We start from the raw sequence: 15358 nt of genomic DNA on the forward strand, positions 1-15358 counted from the left end.
CACTAAATCCTTACTTCAATGACGATTTAACAAAATCGCGATTACTTAAGCGCACAGAGAAATCGTAATCAGAGAACACCAAGGTGGTTTTTTTACCGCTTTGATGGTTTTCCATATGCATAGTTTGTGGTCGCCAGAATTTGTCTTGATAGTGCTGATAATCAGACAAGGTCAGGGTTTTAAGATGGGCTTCTTTACGGTCATAAAAGTCGATTTTGCGCACCTGGTAATGACTTAAATCGATTAAGGCGCGCTGGCGGGTATAGCCAGAATTTTCATACTTGGGAATACGGTCGACCACCGCACAGGTGAACTCACCGCATTGCTGCTCATCAATATAGCGATATTCGTACTTATTGAGCTCTTGGGCGGTAAAATCCTCAAAAGCAAACTCACTGCCCACAAAGGGGCCCGATTTATTCGCCGAAGAAATGCGCTTTACGCGTTTTAGCGCTGGAAGATAAAGCCATTGATCGTCTGGCTCCAGTATTTGCGCATGCGATAACAGCTTGGTGTCTTGTACATCGGCCGGGGAGTTAAAGACAATCAGGCTTTTATCGCCTTTATCTTCGTCGGCCACTTCTTTGGTGAGCATGCTTAAGCTGCGGCTCGATTTACGCCCGCTGGCATCTTCAAGGTGCATCATGACATCGACACGACTGACGCCAAAGCCGCGATCGGAGCGGTCACTTTGTGCCGCGATTTCATAGCCTCGTTGTTGCGCATCACTGGAAGCAGTTGCAGCCCAAACTGGGGTGATAAATGTAACTGCCGATAGCACGGCAAAAGCACTAGGAATTAATGGCTTCATGCGGGTTCTCCTTAATAGCTGAAAGACTCGGTTGAGATGAGGTAGACGGGCGTGCAACAAGCATGAGCAGCGCCGGGAGTAATAAGAAATCAATGATCAGCGCCATAACAATGGCCAGCGCCGTTAACATGCCCATTTGCGCGTTGATCATAAAGGTGGAGTAAGCCAGCACCATAAAGCCGCCCGCTAAAATTAAGGTGGTCACGAAGATGGCCTCTCCGACAGTGGTAAACGCATATTCAATGGCCGCTTGCGGCGTGAGGCCGCGCTCTCGGCGAGCTCTTAGGTACTTGCTGAGGAAGTGCACGGTGTTATCGACAATGATCCCTAACGAAGTTGAGGTCACTGTGGCCGCCGCAACCCCCACTTGCCCCACTAACAGTGCCCATACGCCAAAGGTGAACAACATCGGGATGGTATTGGGGATCAAGCTTAAGAAGCCGTACTTCAGGCTACGTAAGGTAAGGATCATAATCAGGCAAATCGCGATGATGGCAATGGCATTACCACTGAGCATGCTTTGTGCGTTACGTTGGAAAATATGTGAGAACATCACCGTAGCGCCAGTGGCTTTGGCATGCATCGCCGCTGGCGTGTTGCTTTGCAGCCAGCCTTCAGCGCGCTCAATAAAGGCCTGAATTTCTGCAGTAGACAGGTTATCTAACGTCAGGCTTAACCGTGAAGCCGATTTATCCATACTGACGCGGTCAGTTAAATCGAGGCCAAAGGGCAGTGACATCTCGTACAGCAACAGATACTGCGCCGCCAACTGGCGATTATCAGGCAAGCGATATAGCGCCTCGTTATCCTGATGCATATTCTTATTTAAGCGTTTAATAATGTCGGTGTAGCTATACACATGAACTACTTCTGGCTGTTGACGTAACCATGTGGTGAAATCTGCCAGTCCCTGCTGATACTCGGGTTTACTGACGCCGCCACTTTCACCACTTTGAATGTCAAACTCCACTACATAAATGCCTGTTAAGTGCTCCATGGTGAAGTCGGTATCGCGACGAAACTCAACGCGCTGATCAAAGTAGTTTACGAACTCGTCATTGAGCTCAATTTGCGGAATAGCCAAGCCACAGCCAATGCTCAGTAGCACTGTCGCAGCAATAATCATTCGATACTTTTTCGCAACCTGATTACCAAAGCGCCCTAACCACACATTCAGGCCGTTGCGTTTTTTCTTATAGGTTTTTTTATCCGGCAAAATAGCCAGTAAACAAGGCAAAAATACCAGTGACAGCAACCAAGCTGCGGCGATACCCATAGCGGTGATGTTCCCTAAATCAGCAAATGGCGGCGCATCAGACATATTTAAGGTTAAAAAACCAACGATGGTGGTGATACTGGTAATGGACACGGCAACAAAATTGACCCGTAAGCTCTCTTTAATTGCAGCTAGCTTGTCCATGCCCTCTCTTCGCGCGCTAGCGTAAGACAACAGCACATGGATGCTATCGGCAATGGCCAAAGTGAGAATAATGGTCGGTGCGGTGATGGAGATAGGCGTAAGTTCTATGCCGATATAGCCAGTTAGGCCCATGGCCGCAGCGCTGGCAAGGATCACTACGCCCACCGCAGCAATGGTACCGGGAATACTGCGCAGGCTCATATACATCACCACTATAAGCACTAGGTACATAATCGGCGTGAGGGTTTGCGCATCGGTTTGCCCAGCCTCACTAAAGGCGTTGTTGAGCATAGAGATGCCACTAATAGCAAAGGTAAGCTCAGGGTGCTGCTGCTTCATTTGCGCCACTAAATCGCGCACATAATTCACCGCTTTTGGCACTTCCGCCAAAGACTCCCCTGGATATTGCACGGTAATATTAATACCCGAGGTGCGGCCATTGTTGGCAATCAACCGGTTGGCCAGTAGCGGTTCATCAAGGGCTATGCGTGCTTTTTCTTGCAATGCTGGCCAAGATAATTGCTCGGCATTTTTGATCAGATCGGCGACGATAAGGTCGTCTTGCTCAGCATAGGTATGTTGGAAATTAGTGATAGAGTCGACACGACTCGCAAAAGGGGTTTTCCACGCCTGTTCGGTGAGCTGCTCCACCACCTTCGCATGATTAGGCGTTAACCCTTGGCTTTGCTCGTCGTGCACGACGATCAGAATGTTGTCATTTTTACTATATTTGTCTTGGAAGTTCTCAAAGGCAACGAGCTCTGGGTTCTCAGGGCTGAAAAATGCCCGGTAGTCGTTCGAAAAAGTGAGCCCTTTAGCCCCTATTGCCAGTGCGATGCAAATCAGCACACTGACAATAAGCAATAGCCAAGGGTAGCGTGTCACGCACTGCCCCCACCGCAGGGCTAAGTTGCTAATAAAGTGGTTCATTATCACTCCTTATAACAGAACGCACATTCTGATAATGTTAAAAAATAACGCCTCAAGTGAGGCTCTTTATTTTCATAATAGCACAGTACCTTATTCAGGTTCAGCCATCATGTCGAATATAGTCGTCAAATATTGCCGTAATGTGTCACGATGAAAATCACTGCGAGCCATCACTGCTACGCCTTGCAACACACCGAGTAAGCACACGCTTAAATCAAATGCACTGAGCTCCTGGCGTACCTCGCTACGTGCTTGAGCTCGCTCAATAAAATGCTGAAACTGTGCGGTCAGCTTGGCATAAATATCACGCACAATGCTGTTCACATCCATATCTGTTTCACCAATCTCGGTAGCTGTATTGCAAATAAGACAGCCATTAGCGCCATGCTCAGCGATGTTCTCGCTGTACATGGAGAAAAAACAGCGTAGGTCTTCAAGCTCACCATCACTTTGCGCTATACGCTTCAGCCCTGGGCTAATTTTGCTGAGGGAATACTCTTGCAAACACCGTTTGAACAGTTCTTTCTTGTTACCAAACTCTTGGTAAAAACCATACCTACTCACACCTGTTGCTTTAACCAACTGCTCCATTGATGTATCGCGGTAACCTTGGCGCCAAAACATAATAGTTGCCTTGCGCAGGGCTTCACTTACATCAAATTCTCTGGTTCGTGCCATAGGTTGTTCTCTGCTTAGCGTTTTTAAGAATGTACATTCTGAAATAGAAAAGATCAAGTTAAGATCAAAAAGAAAAAGCGCCCATTGGGCGCCTAACTTTGCCTTAATTAAATAGTGCTAGTCGCTAGCGATAGGCTTTCTTCGGCTCGATACCCAGCTCAGGCAACAAGGTTTTCTCAAACCACGAGCTTATCAAGCGAAAATCATAATAGTTGGCTTCGTTGGCTCGAGGTGAGCGAATGCGATCCATAAACTGCATGTCTTTTAAGTCCGCTTCCCCTTCACTGACCACGTTACCCTCGGCATCGGTGACCGAGTAAGTAAAGTTAATTTTAGGCATGTAGATAGGTTTAATCACGCGGATCTCATTCATCCCAAAGCGCACATCGCCGGCCAAATCGAGGTTGGTGATCTCAGCGTTAAACACATACCCTTCAGGCAGGTTTTCTGCTTCTCTACTAAAGTGCTTATTAAAGTTTTTAACCAGTCGCTTGTGAAACGGTCTTTTTACTTCATTCGCTGGACGCGCATCGGTGTAGTCGTCTAAGTCATGCCATTTGATTTTTGCTTCGCCAGCATAGCTACTAAGGGATGTAACTAATGCCGCGATTGCCAAACTGTAGCTCAGTGATTTCATCATACTCTCCAATTGCGTACGTCTATCTACTATAGACCGCTTGTTGTGTTGTTTGATTACTAAAACACCGCCAAGTTCGTAACAATTAGTAATCATTAATAACTATTTGTAGCCTGTGTACCCAAGCGAGTCAACGCCCAGCAACTCACCCCTCTGAGTTTAACAGTTTGCCTCGTCGAATCTCTCATTTAGCAGCAGCGACTGTTTATTGCTTGAGTCTAACGTTCGCTACTCCTTGAGCGCCCAACAATAAAGGTTACTAAGCCAATAATCGTTGCCGCCTTCAGCTTTCTCTCAGTACGTCAGAAGAATATTGCTGTCAGGGCCTAGTTTGGGATGAAATTCAGCAGCCATAAAAAAACCCAGCCGAAGCTGGGTTTTATAAAGCGAGATAGCTTGAGGGATGATTACATCATGCCGCCCATGCCACCCATTCCGCCCATGCCACCCATATCTGGTGCAGCTGGTGCGTCTTCTTTAGGTAGTTCAGCAACCATCGCTTCTGTGGTGATCATTAGACCGGCTACCGAAGCTGCGAACTGCAATGCAGAGCGTGTTACTTTCGTTGGGTCAAGGATACCCATCTCTAGCATGTCGCTGTACTCGCCTGTTGCCGCGTTGTAACCATAGTTACCTTCGCCGCCTTTGACTGCGTTCACAACCACTGATGCTTCATCACCAGCGTTAGAAACGATTTGGCGAAGTGGCGCTTCCATAGCGCGTAGGGCTACATTGATACCATGATTTTGGTCTTCGTTGTCAGCGGTAAGTGAAGCAATCTTAGTTGCCACACGAACCAGCGCTACACCACCACCAGGTACAACACCCTCTTCAACCGCAGCACGCGTTGCGTGTAACGCATCTTCTACGCGGTCTTTCTTCTCTTTCATTTCAACTTCGGTCGCAGCGCCGACTTTGATTACCGCAACACCGCCAGCTAGTTTCGCCATGCGCTCTTGTAGTTTCTCTTTATCGTAGTCAGACGTCGCTTCTTCGATTTGCGCTTTGATTTGACCCACACGGCCATCAATCGCTTCTTGCTCACCAGCACCATCAATAATGGTGGTGTCATCTTTAGTGATTACTACGCGCTTCGCTGTACCTAAGTCTTCTAGTGTCGCTTTTTCAAGCTCAAGACCGATTTCTTCAGAAATCACTGTACCACCGGTTAGGATGGCGATGTCTTGTAGCATGGCTTTACGACGGTCACCAAAACCAGGCGCTTTAACCGCAGCGACTTTAACGATGCCACGCATGTTGTTAACAACCAGTGTTGCCAGTGCCTCACCTTCTAGGTCTTCAGCAACAATCAGCAATGGCTTGCTAGTTTTCGCTACCGCTTCTAGCGTAGGTAGAAGCTCACGGATGTTTGATACTTTTTTGTCGACCAATAGGATGTGTGGGTTATCTAGTTCAACAACACCTTTTTCTGAGTTGTTGATGAAGTAAGGAGAAAGATAACCACGGTCGAACTGCATACCTTCAACAACATCCAGTTCGTTCTGTAGTGATTGACCTTCTTCAACAGTGATAACACCAGACTCACGGCCTACTTTTTCCATTGCTTCAGCAATGATTTCACCAATTTCTTTGTCAGAGTTGGCTGAGATAGTACCCACCTGAGCAATGGCTTTGTTATCTGCACAAGGCACAGAAAGGTTTTTCAGCTCTTCGACTGCGGCGATAACAGCTTTGTCGATACCGCGCTTAAGGTCCATTGGGTTCATACCCGCAGCAACAGCTTTAAGGCCTTCGTTAACAATTGACTGTGCTAGTACGGTTGCAGTAGTGGTACCGTCACCGGCGGCGTCATTCGCTTTTGAGGCTACTTCTTTAACCATCTGCGCGCCCATGTTCTCGAACTTGTCTTCAAGCTCAATTTCTTTCGCTACAGAAACACCATCTTTAGTGATTGTGGGTGAGCCAAAAGACTTATCTAGAACAACGTTACGGCCTTTAGGACCTAAAGTTACTTTTACTGCATCTGCTAATACATTTACGCCTTTAAGCATTTTAGTGCGGGCGTCATTTGCAAAACGTACTTCTTTTGCTGCCATTGTTTCTTTCCTCTAAATTCTGTTTAAACCAAGTGTGTCAACATCAAGGGGTGAGTTAGCTCACGATACCTAGGATGTTGTCTTCACGCATAATTAGGTACTCTTGACCGTCGATTTTTTCAGTCTTCTCAACGTAAGAGCCGAACAACACAGTGTCGCCCGCTTTTACTTCCAATGCGCGTACTTCGCCGCTATCCAATACTCGGCCGTTACCTACTGCCACTACTTCACCTCGCGATGATTTTTCAGCCGCAGAACCAGTCAGCACGATACCGCCAGCAGACTTGGTTTCTTCTTCTAGACGCTTAACGATCACGCGATCATGTAAAGGACGAATGTTCATTTGTTTGTTTCTCCTAACAGTTTCTGAACAACTACAGAAAAGTCATTAAAATTTAGTTGCCATATCTAATGGGGGTCGAGGTTTTAAAACCCAAGAGTAAAAATTAAAATTTTTTACTCTTTTCGTTCATATTCACCTTCGATAGTGGTGTGCTCTTCGCGACGCTCACTGTGTTGATGCTGTTGATGGCTGTGAAATTCAGCACTGAAGGTGCTTTGCCCCATACCTTGGCTCATGCGCACTTGCGCCTGAGAAGCAAAGGTTGCGGCCATTTTATTGCGCACTGCTGGCGTCAGTAATAAGAAGCCGAATACGTCGGTCACTATACCGGGCGTCAACAACAGAACGCCAGCAATGATGACACAGATACCAGTAAACATTTGTTTTGCCGGCATTTGCCCTTGTGCCATTTGCACCTGCGCCTCACGCATTGCGCCAACGCCTTGTTGCTTCACCAGCTTAGCGCCCAAAATCGCGGTAACGATAATTAAGGCAATGGTGGCAACACCGCCAATCACCTCGCTTAATTGAATTAATAGCGCGATTTCGATGATTGGAACAATGATAAATAGTAAAAAAAGTGCTCTGAACATAACGGCTCTCATAAAAGTCGATGAAATAGAATTGAGGTTGATAAGGTCAGATTTCAAGTCATCTGTTGTCGCTCTATGGGCTTTGCCCTTGCTATCAGCTAGTATGGGGGTTAGAAACGGGACTCACAAAAAGGTTCAGTATGACTACTCACTACCGGCTTATCTTTACAACTTGTGCAAATAAACAAGAAGCACGCGCGATGGCAGAACAATTGGTGCAGTTAAAACTCGCCGCCTGTGTCAACATTCTTCCCGAAGTAGAGTCAATCTACATGTGGCAAGGAGAAGTGGCCAGCGAAAACGAGACCAAACTGCTAATTAAAACCAAGTCTGAGAAAATGAACCAGGTGATCCAAACCATTAAACAGCTACATAGTTATGAAGTGCCTGAAATTCAGGTTGTTGATGTGGCCACCGGAAACCTGGCGTATTTTAATTGGATGGATGAGGTATTAAATTAATGCGTTATGTGCTGTTTTTGCTCACCTTAGCGTTTAGCTCGCTAAGTTGGGCGAACAACTCCGTTTTAAATAGCTTATTAGAGCCCTCTAAAAGCACTTTTCTCCCCGTCGAGCAGGCATTTAAGCTCGACTTTGACCAACAAGGCGACACTTTATTTGTAGGGTGGGATATTGAGCCAGGTTATTATCTCTACAAACACAAGTTAGAGTTCGTCGGTAAGGGCGCCACCATCACTCCACCCAGTGACCTTCCCCAAGGGGACATGATTGAAGACGAGTTTTTCGGTCGCACTGAGGTCTATTTTGATAGTGTGAGTATTATCTCCAAACTCAGCGATGTTGGTGATAATGCCAGTGTCAAAGTACGTTATCAGGGCTGCGCCGAAGCAGGCCTTTGCTACCCCCCTGAAGTGGTGGAAATTCCGCTTACGGCCCTTGCTGCCAGCACGGCGACTGCCGAAACGCCAACCACCGAGGTCCCGGCTAACAAGGCCACCAGTGATGAGGGTGAACAATCACTCACTGAGCGTTTAGCCAGCCAAAGCTTAGTCACTAATTTAGTATTCTTTTTTGTTGTCGGTATCGGCCTGGCGTTTACACCTTGTGTGTTCCCCATGTTTCCGATTCTTTCTAGCTTAATCGCTGGGCAGAAAAACCTCTCTACGAAAAAAGCCTTTAGCCTGTCGTTTGTTTATGTGCAGGGCATGGCCGTGACCTACGCGCTACTAGGTTTAGTGGTTGCCTATTTCGGCGGGCATATTCAAGGCTATTTACAGCACCCCTATGTATTAATCAGCTTTAGTTTGCTGTTTGTATTGCTGGCGCTATCGATGTTTGGGCTTTACGAAATTCGTTTACCCCAAAGTTTGATGAACCGCCTAACAGAAGTCAGTAATAAGCAAAAAGGCGGAAACTACACCGGCGTATTCTTGATGGGCGTGCTCAGCGGTCTGATTGCCTCGCCGTGCACCACTGCACCACTTTCTGCAGCGCTACTTTATGTGGCTCAAAGCGGCGATTTTGTGGTTGGTGGCTTGACCTTGTATGCCTTAAGCCTAGGTATGGGCCTACCACTGCTGCTATTAGGCACCTCGGGCGGGAAATTACTCCCCAAAGCCGGTGGCTGGATGGAGCAAGTAAAAACCTTATTTGGCTTCTTAATGTTGTTTGTGCCACTTATCTTATTAGAGCGTATTTTACCTTTCGAGGTGATCCTGCTAATGGCCGGCTTGTTGGCCATTGCTACCGCTATCTACTTACATTATTGGCAAAGCGGGCAAAACCAAGGGAAAGGAAAAACGACTCTATGGAGTTTTGCCATGCTGCTGTTTGTTGGTGGCTTAATGCTGGTACAAAACTACATTTGGCCTAAGCCACAGAGTAACAGCACGGCTGCGACAGTTTCCTCTAACGAAAAGCATGGTGAATTTGTACATGTAGCTAATTTAGCAGAACTGGAAACCTTGATTGCTCAAACCGATGGCTTGGTGATGGTTGATCTCTATGCCGAGTGGTGTGTGGCATGTAAAGAGTTTGAGAAGTACACATTCCCGAAAGACAACGTGCAACAGCAGTTTGAGCATTTCACCTTAGTACAGGTCGACCTCACCGAAAGTAATGACACCACCATTGAATTAATGGAGCACTACACCGTTTTTGGTCTACCAAGTATTTTGTTTTTTGATAACAGCAACGAAGAATTACCTGAGCTGAGAGTCACCGGTTTTATGGGGGCAGATGAATTTGCTTCCCACCTACAAGCAGTACGTGACGCAGCACAGTAATCCTTTTTACTGATTAATGCAGGGTGAGCCTCATCACCCTGCTCATTTTCCCCACACTAGTAAACCCCACCTAGCCAAACCTGGTTAACAAGGTCATTAGACCAGTATTTTGCTGCTATTTACGTCGAACTCTCTATAATAGTCGGCAAACGTGAGAAAAGTTTGCTATTTGCTACTTTTGCCCTTAAGTTAAATACTATTATTTGTACAATCACTTAAAACTCACAAGATAAAGGATTTTAGTCGCATTATGGCTGCAAAGTTTAAGATTTTAGTTATTAACGGTCCTAACCTAAACATGTTAGGTAAGCGTGAGCCGGATAAATATGGCGTAAAAACACTGGCGCAGATCACCGGTGAACTAAATGATGCAGCAGCGGCCTTAAATGTTGAGCTGGCGCACTTTCAAAGTAACAGCGAAGCAGCATTAATAGAGCACATTCACGACGCGTGGCAGCAATTTGATAGCATTATTATAAACCCTGCCGCATTCACCCACACCAGTGTGGCCCTGCGTGATGCTCTACTCAGTGTTGATATTCCCTTCTTTGAAGTTCACCTCAGCAACATTCATCAACGCGAACCCTTCCGTCACCACTCTTACTTTTCTGACGTGGCACAAGGGGTTATCTGCGGTTTTGGTGCAATGGGTTACCACTTCGCGCTTCAAGCAGCGGTAAACCGGTTGCAGAATTCGAATTAAAAACTAACTAACAGGCGGGTTTTTCATGGACATTCGCAAAATAAAGAAATTAATTGAACTAGTTGAAGAGTCTGGCATTGCTGAGCTTGAGATCACCGAAGGTGAAGAGTCGGTACGTATTAACCGTCATAGCCAAGCTCCTGCGATGCCACAGCATTACGCCTTGGCGCCACAAGCGGCTCCTGCTCCTGCAGCCCCAGCGGCTGCTCCAGCAAGTGACGCACCAGCAGCAAGCGATGCACCTGCTCGCCCTAGCGGCCATGAAGTAACTTCACCTATGGTTGGTACATTCTACGCGGCCTCTTCACCAGAAGCCGCTGCTTATGTTGAAGTAGGTAGTAAGGTTAACGTAGGCGACACTTTGTGCATCGTTGAAGCGATGAAGATGATGAACCAGATTGAAGCTGATAAAGCCGGTACGGTTAAAGCAATCTTGGTTGAGAATGGCGAGCCTGTTGAGTTCGACCAACCTCTTTTCATCATCGAATAATCGCGCAACTCAAACAAGGCACTAACTATGTTAGATAAAGTTGTTATCGCAAACCGAGGTGAAATTGCACTTCGTGTTCTGCGCGCCTGTAAAGAGCTAGGTATAAAAACGGTTGCCGTGCATTCTACCGCCGACCGTGACCTGAAACACGTGCTCCTTGCAGATGAAACTATTTGTATTGGTAAGCCACCTGCTACCGAAAGCTACTTAGATATCCCCCGCATTATTGCTGCGGCGGAAGTCACCGATGCAGTCGCTATTCACCCAGGTTATGGTTTCCTATCGGAAAACGCTGATTTTGCCGACCAAGTTGAGCAAAGTGGCTTTGTATTTATTGGTCCTAAAGGCGACACCATTCGTCTTATGGGTGACAAAGTATCGGCCATTGAAGCGATGCGTAAAGCCGGCGTTCCTTGCGTACCCGGTTCTGATGGTCCGCTCACTAACGACACCGAACGTAATATGCAAATTGCTAAGCGCATCGGTTACCCAGTGATCATCAAAGCCGCTGGCGGCGGCGGTGGCCGTGGTATGCGCGTAGTACGCAGCGAGAAAGAGCTGGTCGACTCCATCGCCCTTACTCAGCAAGAAGCCAAACAGTTCTTTGGTAACGGCATGGTTTATATGGAAAAATTCCTAGAAAACCCGCGCCATATCGAAGTGCAAGTATTGGCAGACGGCCAAGGCAACGCAATTCACTTAGGTGAGCGTGATTGCTCGATGCAACGCCGCCACCAAAAAGTAGTTGAAGAAGCACCTGCACCGGGTATCACCGCAGAAATGCGTAAGTACATTGGCGATCGCTGTACTCGCGCGTGTATCGAAATTGGTTATCGCGGCGCGGGCACCTTCGAGTTCCTATATGAAAACGGCGAGTTCTACTTTATCGAGATGAATACCCGTATTCAGGTAGAGCACCCTGTAACAGAAATGGTAACAGGTATTGACCTCATCAAAGAGCAGTTAAAAATTGCAGCTGGTCAGCCATTATCAATCACTCAGGAAGATGTGCAAATCCGTGGTCACGCAATTGAGTGCCGTATTAATGCGGAAGACCCAAAAACCTTTATCCCATCACCAGGTAAGATCACCCGCTTCCACCCAGCCGGTGGTTTGGGAATTCGCTGGGATAGCCACATTTATGCGGACTACACTGTACCGCCACATTATGACTCAATGATTGGTAAGCTTATTTGTTACGGTGAGAACCGTGACGTTGCCATTGCTCGCTCGCGCAACGCGCTCAACGAGTTGGTTATCGACGGCATTAAAACCAATACCGAGCTTCATAAACTGATTTTATCGGACGAGAACTTCAAAAATGGTGGCACTAATATCCACTATTTAGAGAAGAAACTTGGCCTATAGAGCTAAATGTTAAGCAAAGCCAAAGCCGACCTACGTCGGCTTTTTTTGTTTTTAGAGCTTTTATAGCGATAGTCGGTGTATTTTCATATAGAGCTGCTATCACCCTCGAGAAAGTGTTACATTATCACAATTCCAAGCGTCTATTTTCAAAGGTCTTATAATGAACCGCAACTTTCTCAAAAACTCACTTTCAGCTTTAATGGTTTCATTATCGCTGCTGACATCTAGCCCTCATGCTCTCGCACAAACTTATAAAGAAGTTGAGTGGATTGAGCTAATGCCGAAAGACGATTTAGATGCCCTACTCAATCCACCTGAGTATTTAAACGAGATCACTGATGGCTCAGAACAAGACACCCTCGATGCATTGGGTAACATTGAGGCCACAGACAAACAGGCTAAACGTTATCAAAGTGCGTTAGAGTCCAAGGCAGTCATAGAAAGTTTCGATGGGGAGAATATTCGCTTGCCAGGCTTTGTAGTGCCTTTGGAAAACAATGAAGAGCAAAAGATCACAGAGTTTTTTATTGTGCCTTACTTCGGTGCCTGCCTGCATATGCCGCCACCGCCTCCTAATCAGATGATATTCGTCCGCTCTGCAGAAGGCATAGAGCTGGAAAGCCTGTACGATGCATTTTGGTTTGAAGGCACTGTGCGTATAAAAACAATGAAGAATGAGCTAGGTACAGCAGCCTACACGCTTGAGTTGGCAAATATGACGTCGTACGAGAATTAGTTCCATTCAAATGGATTCTGGGGATGAAAAAAGGCTTAGTGTATGCTCTAAGCCTTTTTGATAACAGCCTTACGGATAAGTAAAGCTGGCCTTTAGTCAGGTATTATTATTTCAGATTGCGGCGCTTTAACAAACCATCAGTCGTTGGCGCTTGACCACGGAACGCTTTGTAAGACTCCATTGGTGGACGTGAGTTACCCACTGATAGAATTTCTTTACGGTATTTCATACCTAACTCTCGTTTCAAACCACCTTGCTCTTGCACGTATGAAAATGCGTCAGCAGCTAGAATTTCACTCCACATGTAAGCGTAGTAACCAGCTGAATAGCCGCCGCCCATTGAGTGTGCGAAGAAGGTTGATTTATAACGAGGTGGAACAAAGTCTAAGTCAACACCATGCTTTTCAAGTGCGGCTTGCTCAAACTCGTTTGCATTAGTGGGTACATTATCAACTGAGATGCTGTGCCATTCCATATCAAGCAAAGCTGCTGACATGTATTCAAGCGTGTCATAACCCATGTTGAATGTGCGTGATTTGATCACTTTCTCTAATAACTCAGCTGGAATCGGTTCCCCCGTTTGGAAGTGCTTAGCATAGTTTTTGATTACTTCAGGATATGCAGCCCAGTCTTCTTCGTATGTTGAGGGGAACTCAACGAAGTCACGCGATACCGCAGTACCAGCCAGTTTCGGGTACTTCACATCAGACAGCATGCCGTGTAAACCATGGCCCATCTCATGGAACATGGTTGTTACGTTGTCATAGCTTATTAGCGTACGCTCGCCTTCTGGTGCTTTCTCAATGTTCATCACATTTACAACCACAGGCTTTTGGTTAAGTAACTTAGACTGGCCTACAAATGAGCTCATCCAAGCACCACCACGTTTGCCTTCACGAGCAAAGTAGTCAGCGTAGAAAATCGCTAAGCTAGTGCCATCCTCGTCAAATACTTCGTATGCTTTTACGTCTGGGTGGTAAACTGGTAGATCAGTACGTGGCTTGAAGGTCACACCGTATTGGCGGTTCATGGTGAAAAATACACCGTCTTCCAAAACACGGTTAAACTCGAAGTACTTTTTAACTTCGTTGGCGTCAAGATCATAGCGCTGCTGACGCACTTTTTCTGCGTAGTATGCCCAATCCCAAGGCTGAACTTCTGCACCTTCTAACTCTTCACTCATAAGAGCTTGAATGTCAGCTGCTTCTTTCTTCGTGTTCTCAACAACTGCTGGCACCATTGAACCAAACATGTCGTAAACTGCTTTCGGTGTACCAGCCATTTGTTTTTCTAGGCTGTAGCTTGCCCAGTTGTCGTAGCCAAGAAGCTGTGCTTTTTGTGCACGCAGTTCAACTAAACGTAAAACGATGGTGCGATTATCGTTTTCACCCTCTTGCGCACGGTAAGCTGATGCTTCCCACACACGTTGACGAAGTTCACGGTTGTCTAGCGAGGCAAGAATTGGCTGGCGTGTAGTGTTGGTGATGCTAATTAAGTACTTACCTTTGTGGTCTGCTGCTTCGGCCGCTGCAGAGGCTGCTTTGAGTTGCGCTTCTGACAAACCTTTAAGCTGAGCTACATCATCAACAACTACTGCGATATTGCTGCTTTCTGCAAGTAAGTTTTGAGCGAACTGTGTGGTTAACGATGAGTGTTCTTCGTTAATTTGGCGTACTTTTGTCTTTTGCTCTTTGTTTAGCTTGGCACCTGCACGTACAAAGTCACGGTAGTAAACTTCAACCAAACGCTTTGACTGTGCATCAAGATCTAACCCGTCTCGTTGGTTATAAAGCGTTTCAATACGCTCAAACAATTGCCCATTTAACTTAATATTATCGTTATGGGCTGCGAGCCTAGGTGCAAGCGCTTGTTGTAGCTTACGACGCTCAGGGTTGCTATCTGTCCCGACTAAGTTAAAGAAAATACGGCTTGTACGAGTAAGTAATACACCACTTTTCTCCATAGCGATAATGGTATTTTCGAACGTTGGGTCTTGGGAATTTTTTGCAATTGCTTCAATTTCTAGTGCTTGCTCTTTCATCCCTTTTTCAAATGCAAGCTGGAAATGCGCATCGGTAATTTTATCAAAGGCTGGCGCTCCATAAGTCAGCGTACTCGCACTGAAAAGAGGGTTTGCTTGAGATCGGCTTTCACCCCGCCCAGCATTTTGGAATTGTCGTTGCTTAGCGCTTGCCTCTGGCGTCGCATTTGCGGTGTTATTTTGTTCACACCCTGAAAGCATTAGCGCGCTAAAAACCGCTGCTGCACTTAATGTTAATTTCATTCTTGTTTCCTTCGCACTTTTCATGCTGTTATATCATCACTAAAAGTGATTACTAATTATCGT

At 46.3% G+C, this 15358-nt stretch carries 14 protein-coding genes; 6 read left to right on the forward strand and 8 right to left on the reverse strand.

The annotated features are described in order from the left end of the window. Positions 1 to 10: 10 nt before the first annotated feature. From MHM93_RS05950 to MHM93_RS05980, 7 genes are all read right to left on the reverse strand, one after another. Positions 11 to 811 (reverse strand): outer membrane lipoprotein-sorting protein, encoded by an 801-nt coding sequence (locus MHM93_RS05950; protein WP_239385140.1) that lies wholly within the window; start codon positions 809 to 811, stop codon positions 11 to 13. Further along, on the reverse strand, positions 792 to 3161 hold the full coding sequence (locus MHM93_RS05955) for an MMPL family transporter (protein ID WP_026111263.1): 2370 nt from the start codon (positions 3159 to 3161) through the stop codon (positions 792 to 794). The genes MHM93_RS05950 and MHM93_RS05955 overlap by 20 nt, the downstream gene beginning before the upstream one ends. Positions 3162 to 3251: 90 nt before the next feature. Continuing rightward, on the reverse strand, positions 3252 to 3839 hold the full coding sequence (locus MHM93_RS05960) for a TetR/AcrR family transcriptional regulator (protein ID WP_022945979.1): 588 nt from the start codon (positions 3837 to 3839) through the stop codon (positions 3252 to 3254). A gap of 124 nt (positions 3840 to 3963) precedes the next feature. After that, complete coding sequence (locus tag MHM93_RS05965) at positions 3964 to 4476, reverse strand: DUF3016 domain-containing protein (RefSeq protein ID WP_239448365.1); 513 nt, start codon at positions 4474 to 4476, stop codon at positions 3964 to 3966. Positions 4477 to 4883: 407 nt separating this feature from the next. Then, on the reverse strand, positions 4884 to 6533 hold the full coding sequence (gene groL, locus MHM93_RS05970) for a chaperonin GroEL (RefSeq protein ID WP_239448366.1): 1650 nt from the start codon (positions 6531 to 6533) through the stop codon (positions 4884 to 4886). Positions 6534 to 6588: 55 nt separating this feature from the next. Then, positions 6589 to 6876, reverse strand: a complete 288-nt coding sequence (locus MHM93_RS05975) for a co-chaperone GroES (protein ID WP_022945976.1) — start codon at positions 6874 to 6876, stop codon at positions 6589 to 6591. Positions 6877 to 6989: 113 nt separating this feature from the next. Next, the gene (locus tag MHM93_RS05980; RefSeq protein WP_022945975.1) at positions 6990 to 7469 is read right to left on the reverse strand and encodes an FxsA family protein; all 480 of its coding nucleotides are present in this window, start codon (positions 7467 to 7469) and stop codon (positions 6990 to 6992) included. Between the two features lie 140 nt (positions 7470 to 7609). Between MHM93_RS05980 and cutA the strand changes: the two genes are divergently transcribed. From cutA to MHM93_RS06010, 6 genes are all read left to right on the forward strand, one after another. After that, positions 7610 to 7930 (forward strand): divalent-cation tolerance protein CutA, encoded by a 321-nt coding sequence (cutA, locus tag MHM93_RS05985; RefSeq protein WP_022945974.1) that lies wholly within the window; start codon positions 7610 to 7612, stop codon positions 7928 to 7930. Then, positions 7930 to 9714, forward strand: coding sequence for a protein-disulfide reductase DsbD (locus MHM93_RS05990; protein ID WP_239448367.1), 1785 nt, complete (start codon positions 7930 to 7932; stop codon positions 9712 to 9714). The genes cutA and MHM93_RS05990 overlap by 1 nt, the downstream gene beginning before the upstream one ends. Before the next feature lie 250 nt (positions 9715 to 9964). Further along, entirely contained in the window at positions 9965 to 10417 is a 453-nt protein-coding gene (aroQ, locus tag MHM93_RS05995; RefSeq protein ID WP_045980406.1) for a type II 3-dehydroquinate dehydratase, read from the forward strand. A gap of 25 nt (positions 10418 to 10442) precedes the next feature. Beyond that, positions 10443 to 10907, forward strand: coding sequence for an acetyl-CoA carboxylase biotin carboxyl carrier protein (accB, locus tag MHM93_RS06000; RefSeq protein ID WP_045980407.1), 465 nt, complete (start codon positions 10443 to 10445; stop codon positions 10905 to 10907). Positions 10908 to 10934: 27 nt separating this feature from the next. Next, a complete protein-coding gene (gene accC, locus MHM93_RS06005; RefSeq protein ID WP_022946050.1) occupies positions 10935 to 12275 on the forward strand; it encodes an acetyl-CoA carboxylase biotin carboxylase subunit in 1341 nt (446 codons plus the stop codon). A gap of 160 nt (positions 12276 to 12435) precedes the next feature. Next, positions 12436 to 13011: a DUF3299 domain-containing protein gene (locus MHM93_RS06010; RefSeq protein WP_239448368.1), complete on the forward strand. Its 576-nt coding sequence runs from the start codon at positions 12436 to 12438 to the stop codon at positions 13009 to 13011. A gap of 106 nt (positions 13012 to 13117) precedes the next feature. Here the strand turns inward: MHM93_RS06010 and MHM93_RS06015 are convergent, their stop codons facing one another. After that, entirely contained in the window at positions 13118 to 15295 is a 2178-nt protein-coding gene (locus tag MHM93_RS06015; RefSeq protein ID WP_239448369.1) for a M3 family metallopeptidase, read from the reverse strand. Positions 15296 to 15358 lie beyond the last annotated feature (63 nt).

The sequence above is a fragment of the Pseudoalteromonas sp. MM17-2 genome (assembly GCF_022347945.1).
Taxonomy (GTDB): Bacteria; Pseudomonadota; Gammaproteobacteria; order Enterobacterales; family Alteromonadaceae; genus Pseudoalteromonas; species Pseudoalteromonas ruthenica.

Coding starts and splice junctions, on each gene's coding strand:
- MHM93_RS05950 (WP_239385140.1), bottom strand. CDS start 811: ATGAAGCCATTAATTCCTAGTGCTTTTGCCGTGCTATCGGCAGTTACA.
- MHM93_RS05955 (WP_026111263.1), bottom strand. CDS start 3,161: ATGAACCACTTTATTAGCAACTTAGCCCTGCGGTGGGGGCAGTGCGTG.
- MHM93_RS05960 (WP_022945979.1), bottom strand. CDS start 3,839: ATGGCACGAACCAGAGAATTTGATGTAAGTGAAGCCCTGCGCAAGGCA.
- MHM93_RS05965 (WP_239448365.1), bottom strand. CDS start 4,476: ATGAAATCACTGAGCTACAGTTTGGCAATCGCGGCATTAGTTACATCC.
- groL (WP_239448366.1), bottom strand. CDS start 6,533: ATGGCAGCAAAAGAAGTACGTTTTGCAAATGACGCCCGCACTAAAATG.
- MHM93_RS05975 (WP_022945976.1), bottom strand. CDS start 6,876: ATGAACATTCGTCCTTTACATGATCGCGTGATCGTTAAGCGTCTAGAA.
- MHM93_RS05980 (WP_022945975.1), bottom strand. CDS start 7,469: ATGTTCAGAGCACTTTTTTTACTATTTATCATTGTTCCAATCATCGAA.
- cutA (WP_022945974.1), top strand. CDS start 7,610: ATGACTACTCACTACCGGCTTATCTTTACAACTTGTGCAAATAAACAA.
- MHM93_RS05990 (WP_239448367.1), top strand. CDS start 7,930: ATGCGTTATGTGCTGTTTTTGCTCACCTTAGCGTTTAGCTCGCTAAGT.
- aroQ (WP_045980406.1), top strand. CDS start 9,965: ATGGCTGCAAAGTTTAAGATTTTAGTTATTAACGGTCCTAACCTAAAC.
- accB (WP_045980407.1), top strand. CDS start 10,443: ATGGACATTCGCAAAATAAAGAAATTAATTGAACTAGTTGAAGAGTCT.
- accC (WP_022946050.1), top strand. CDS start 10,935: ATGTTAGATAAAGTTGTTATCGCAAACCGAGGTGAAATTGCACTTCGT.
- MHM93_RS06010 (WP_239448368.1), top strand. CDS start 12,436: ATGAACCGCAACTTTCTCAAAAACTCACTTTCAGCTTTAATGGTTTCA.
- MHM93_RS06015 (WP_239448369.1), bottom strand. CDS start 15,295: ATGAAATTAACATTAAGTGCAGCAGCGGTTTTTAGCGCGCTAATGCTT.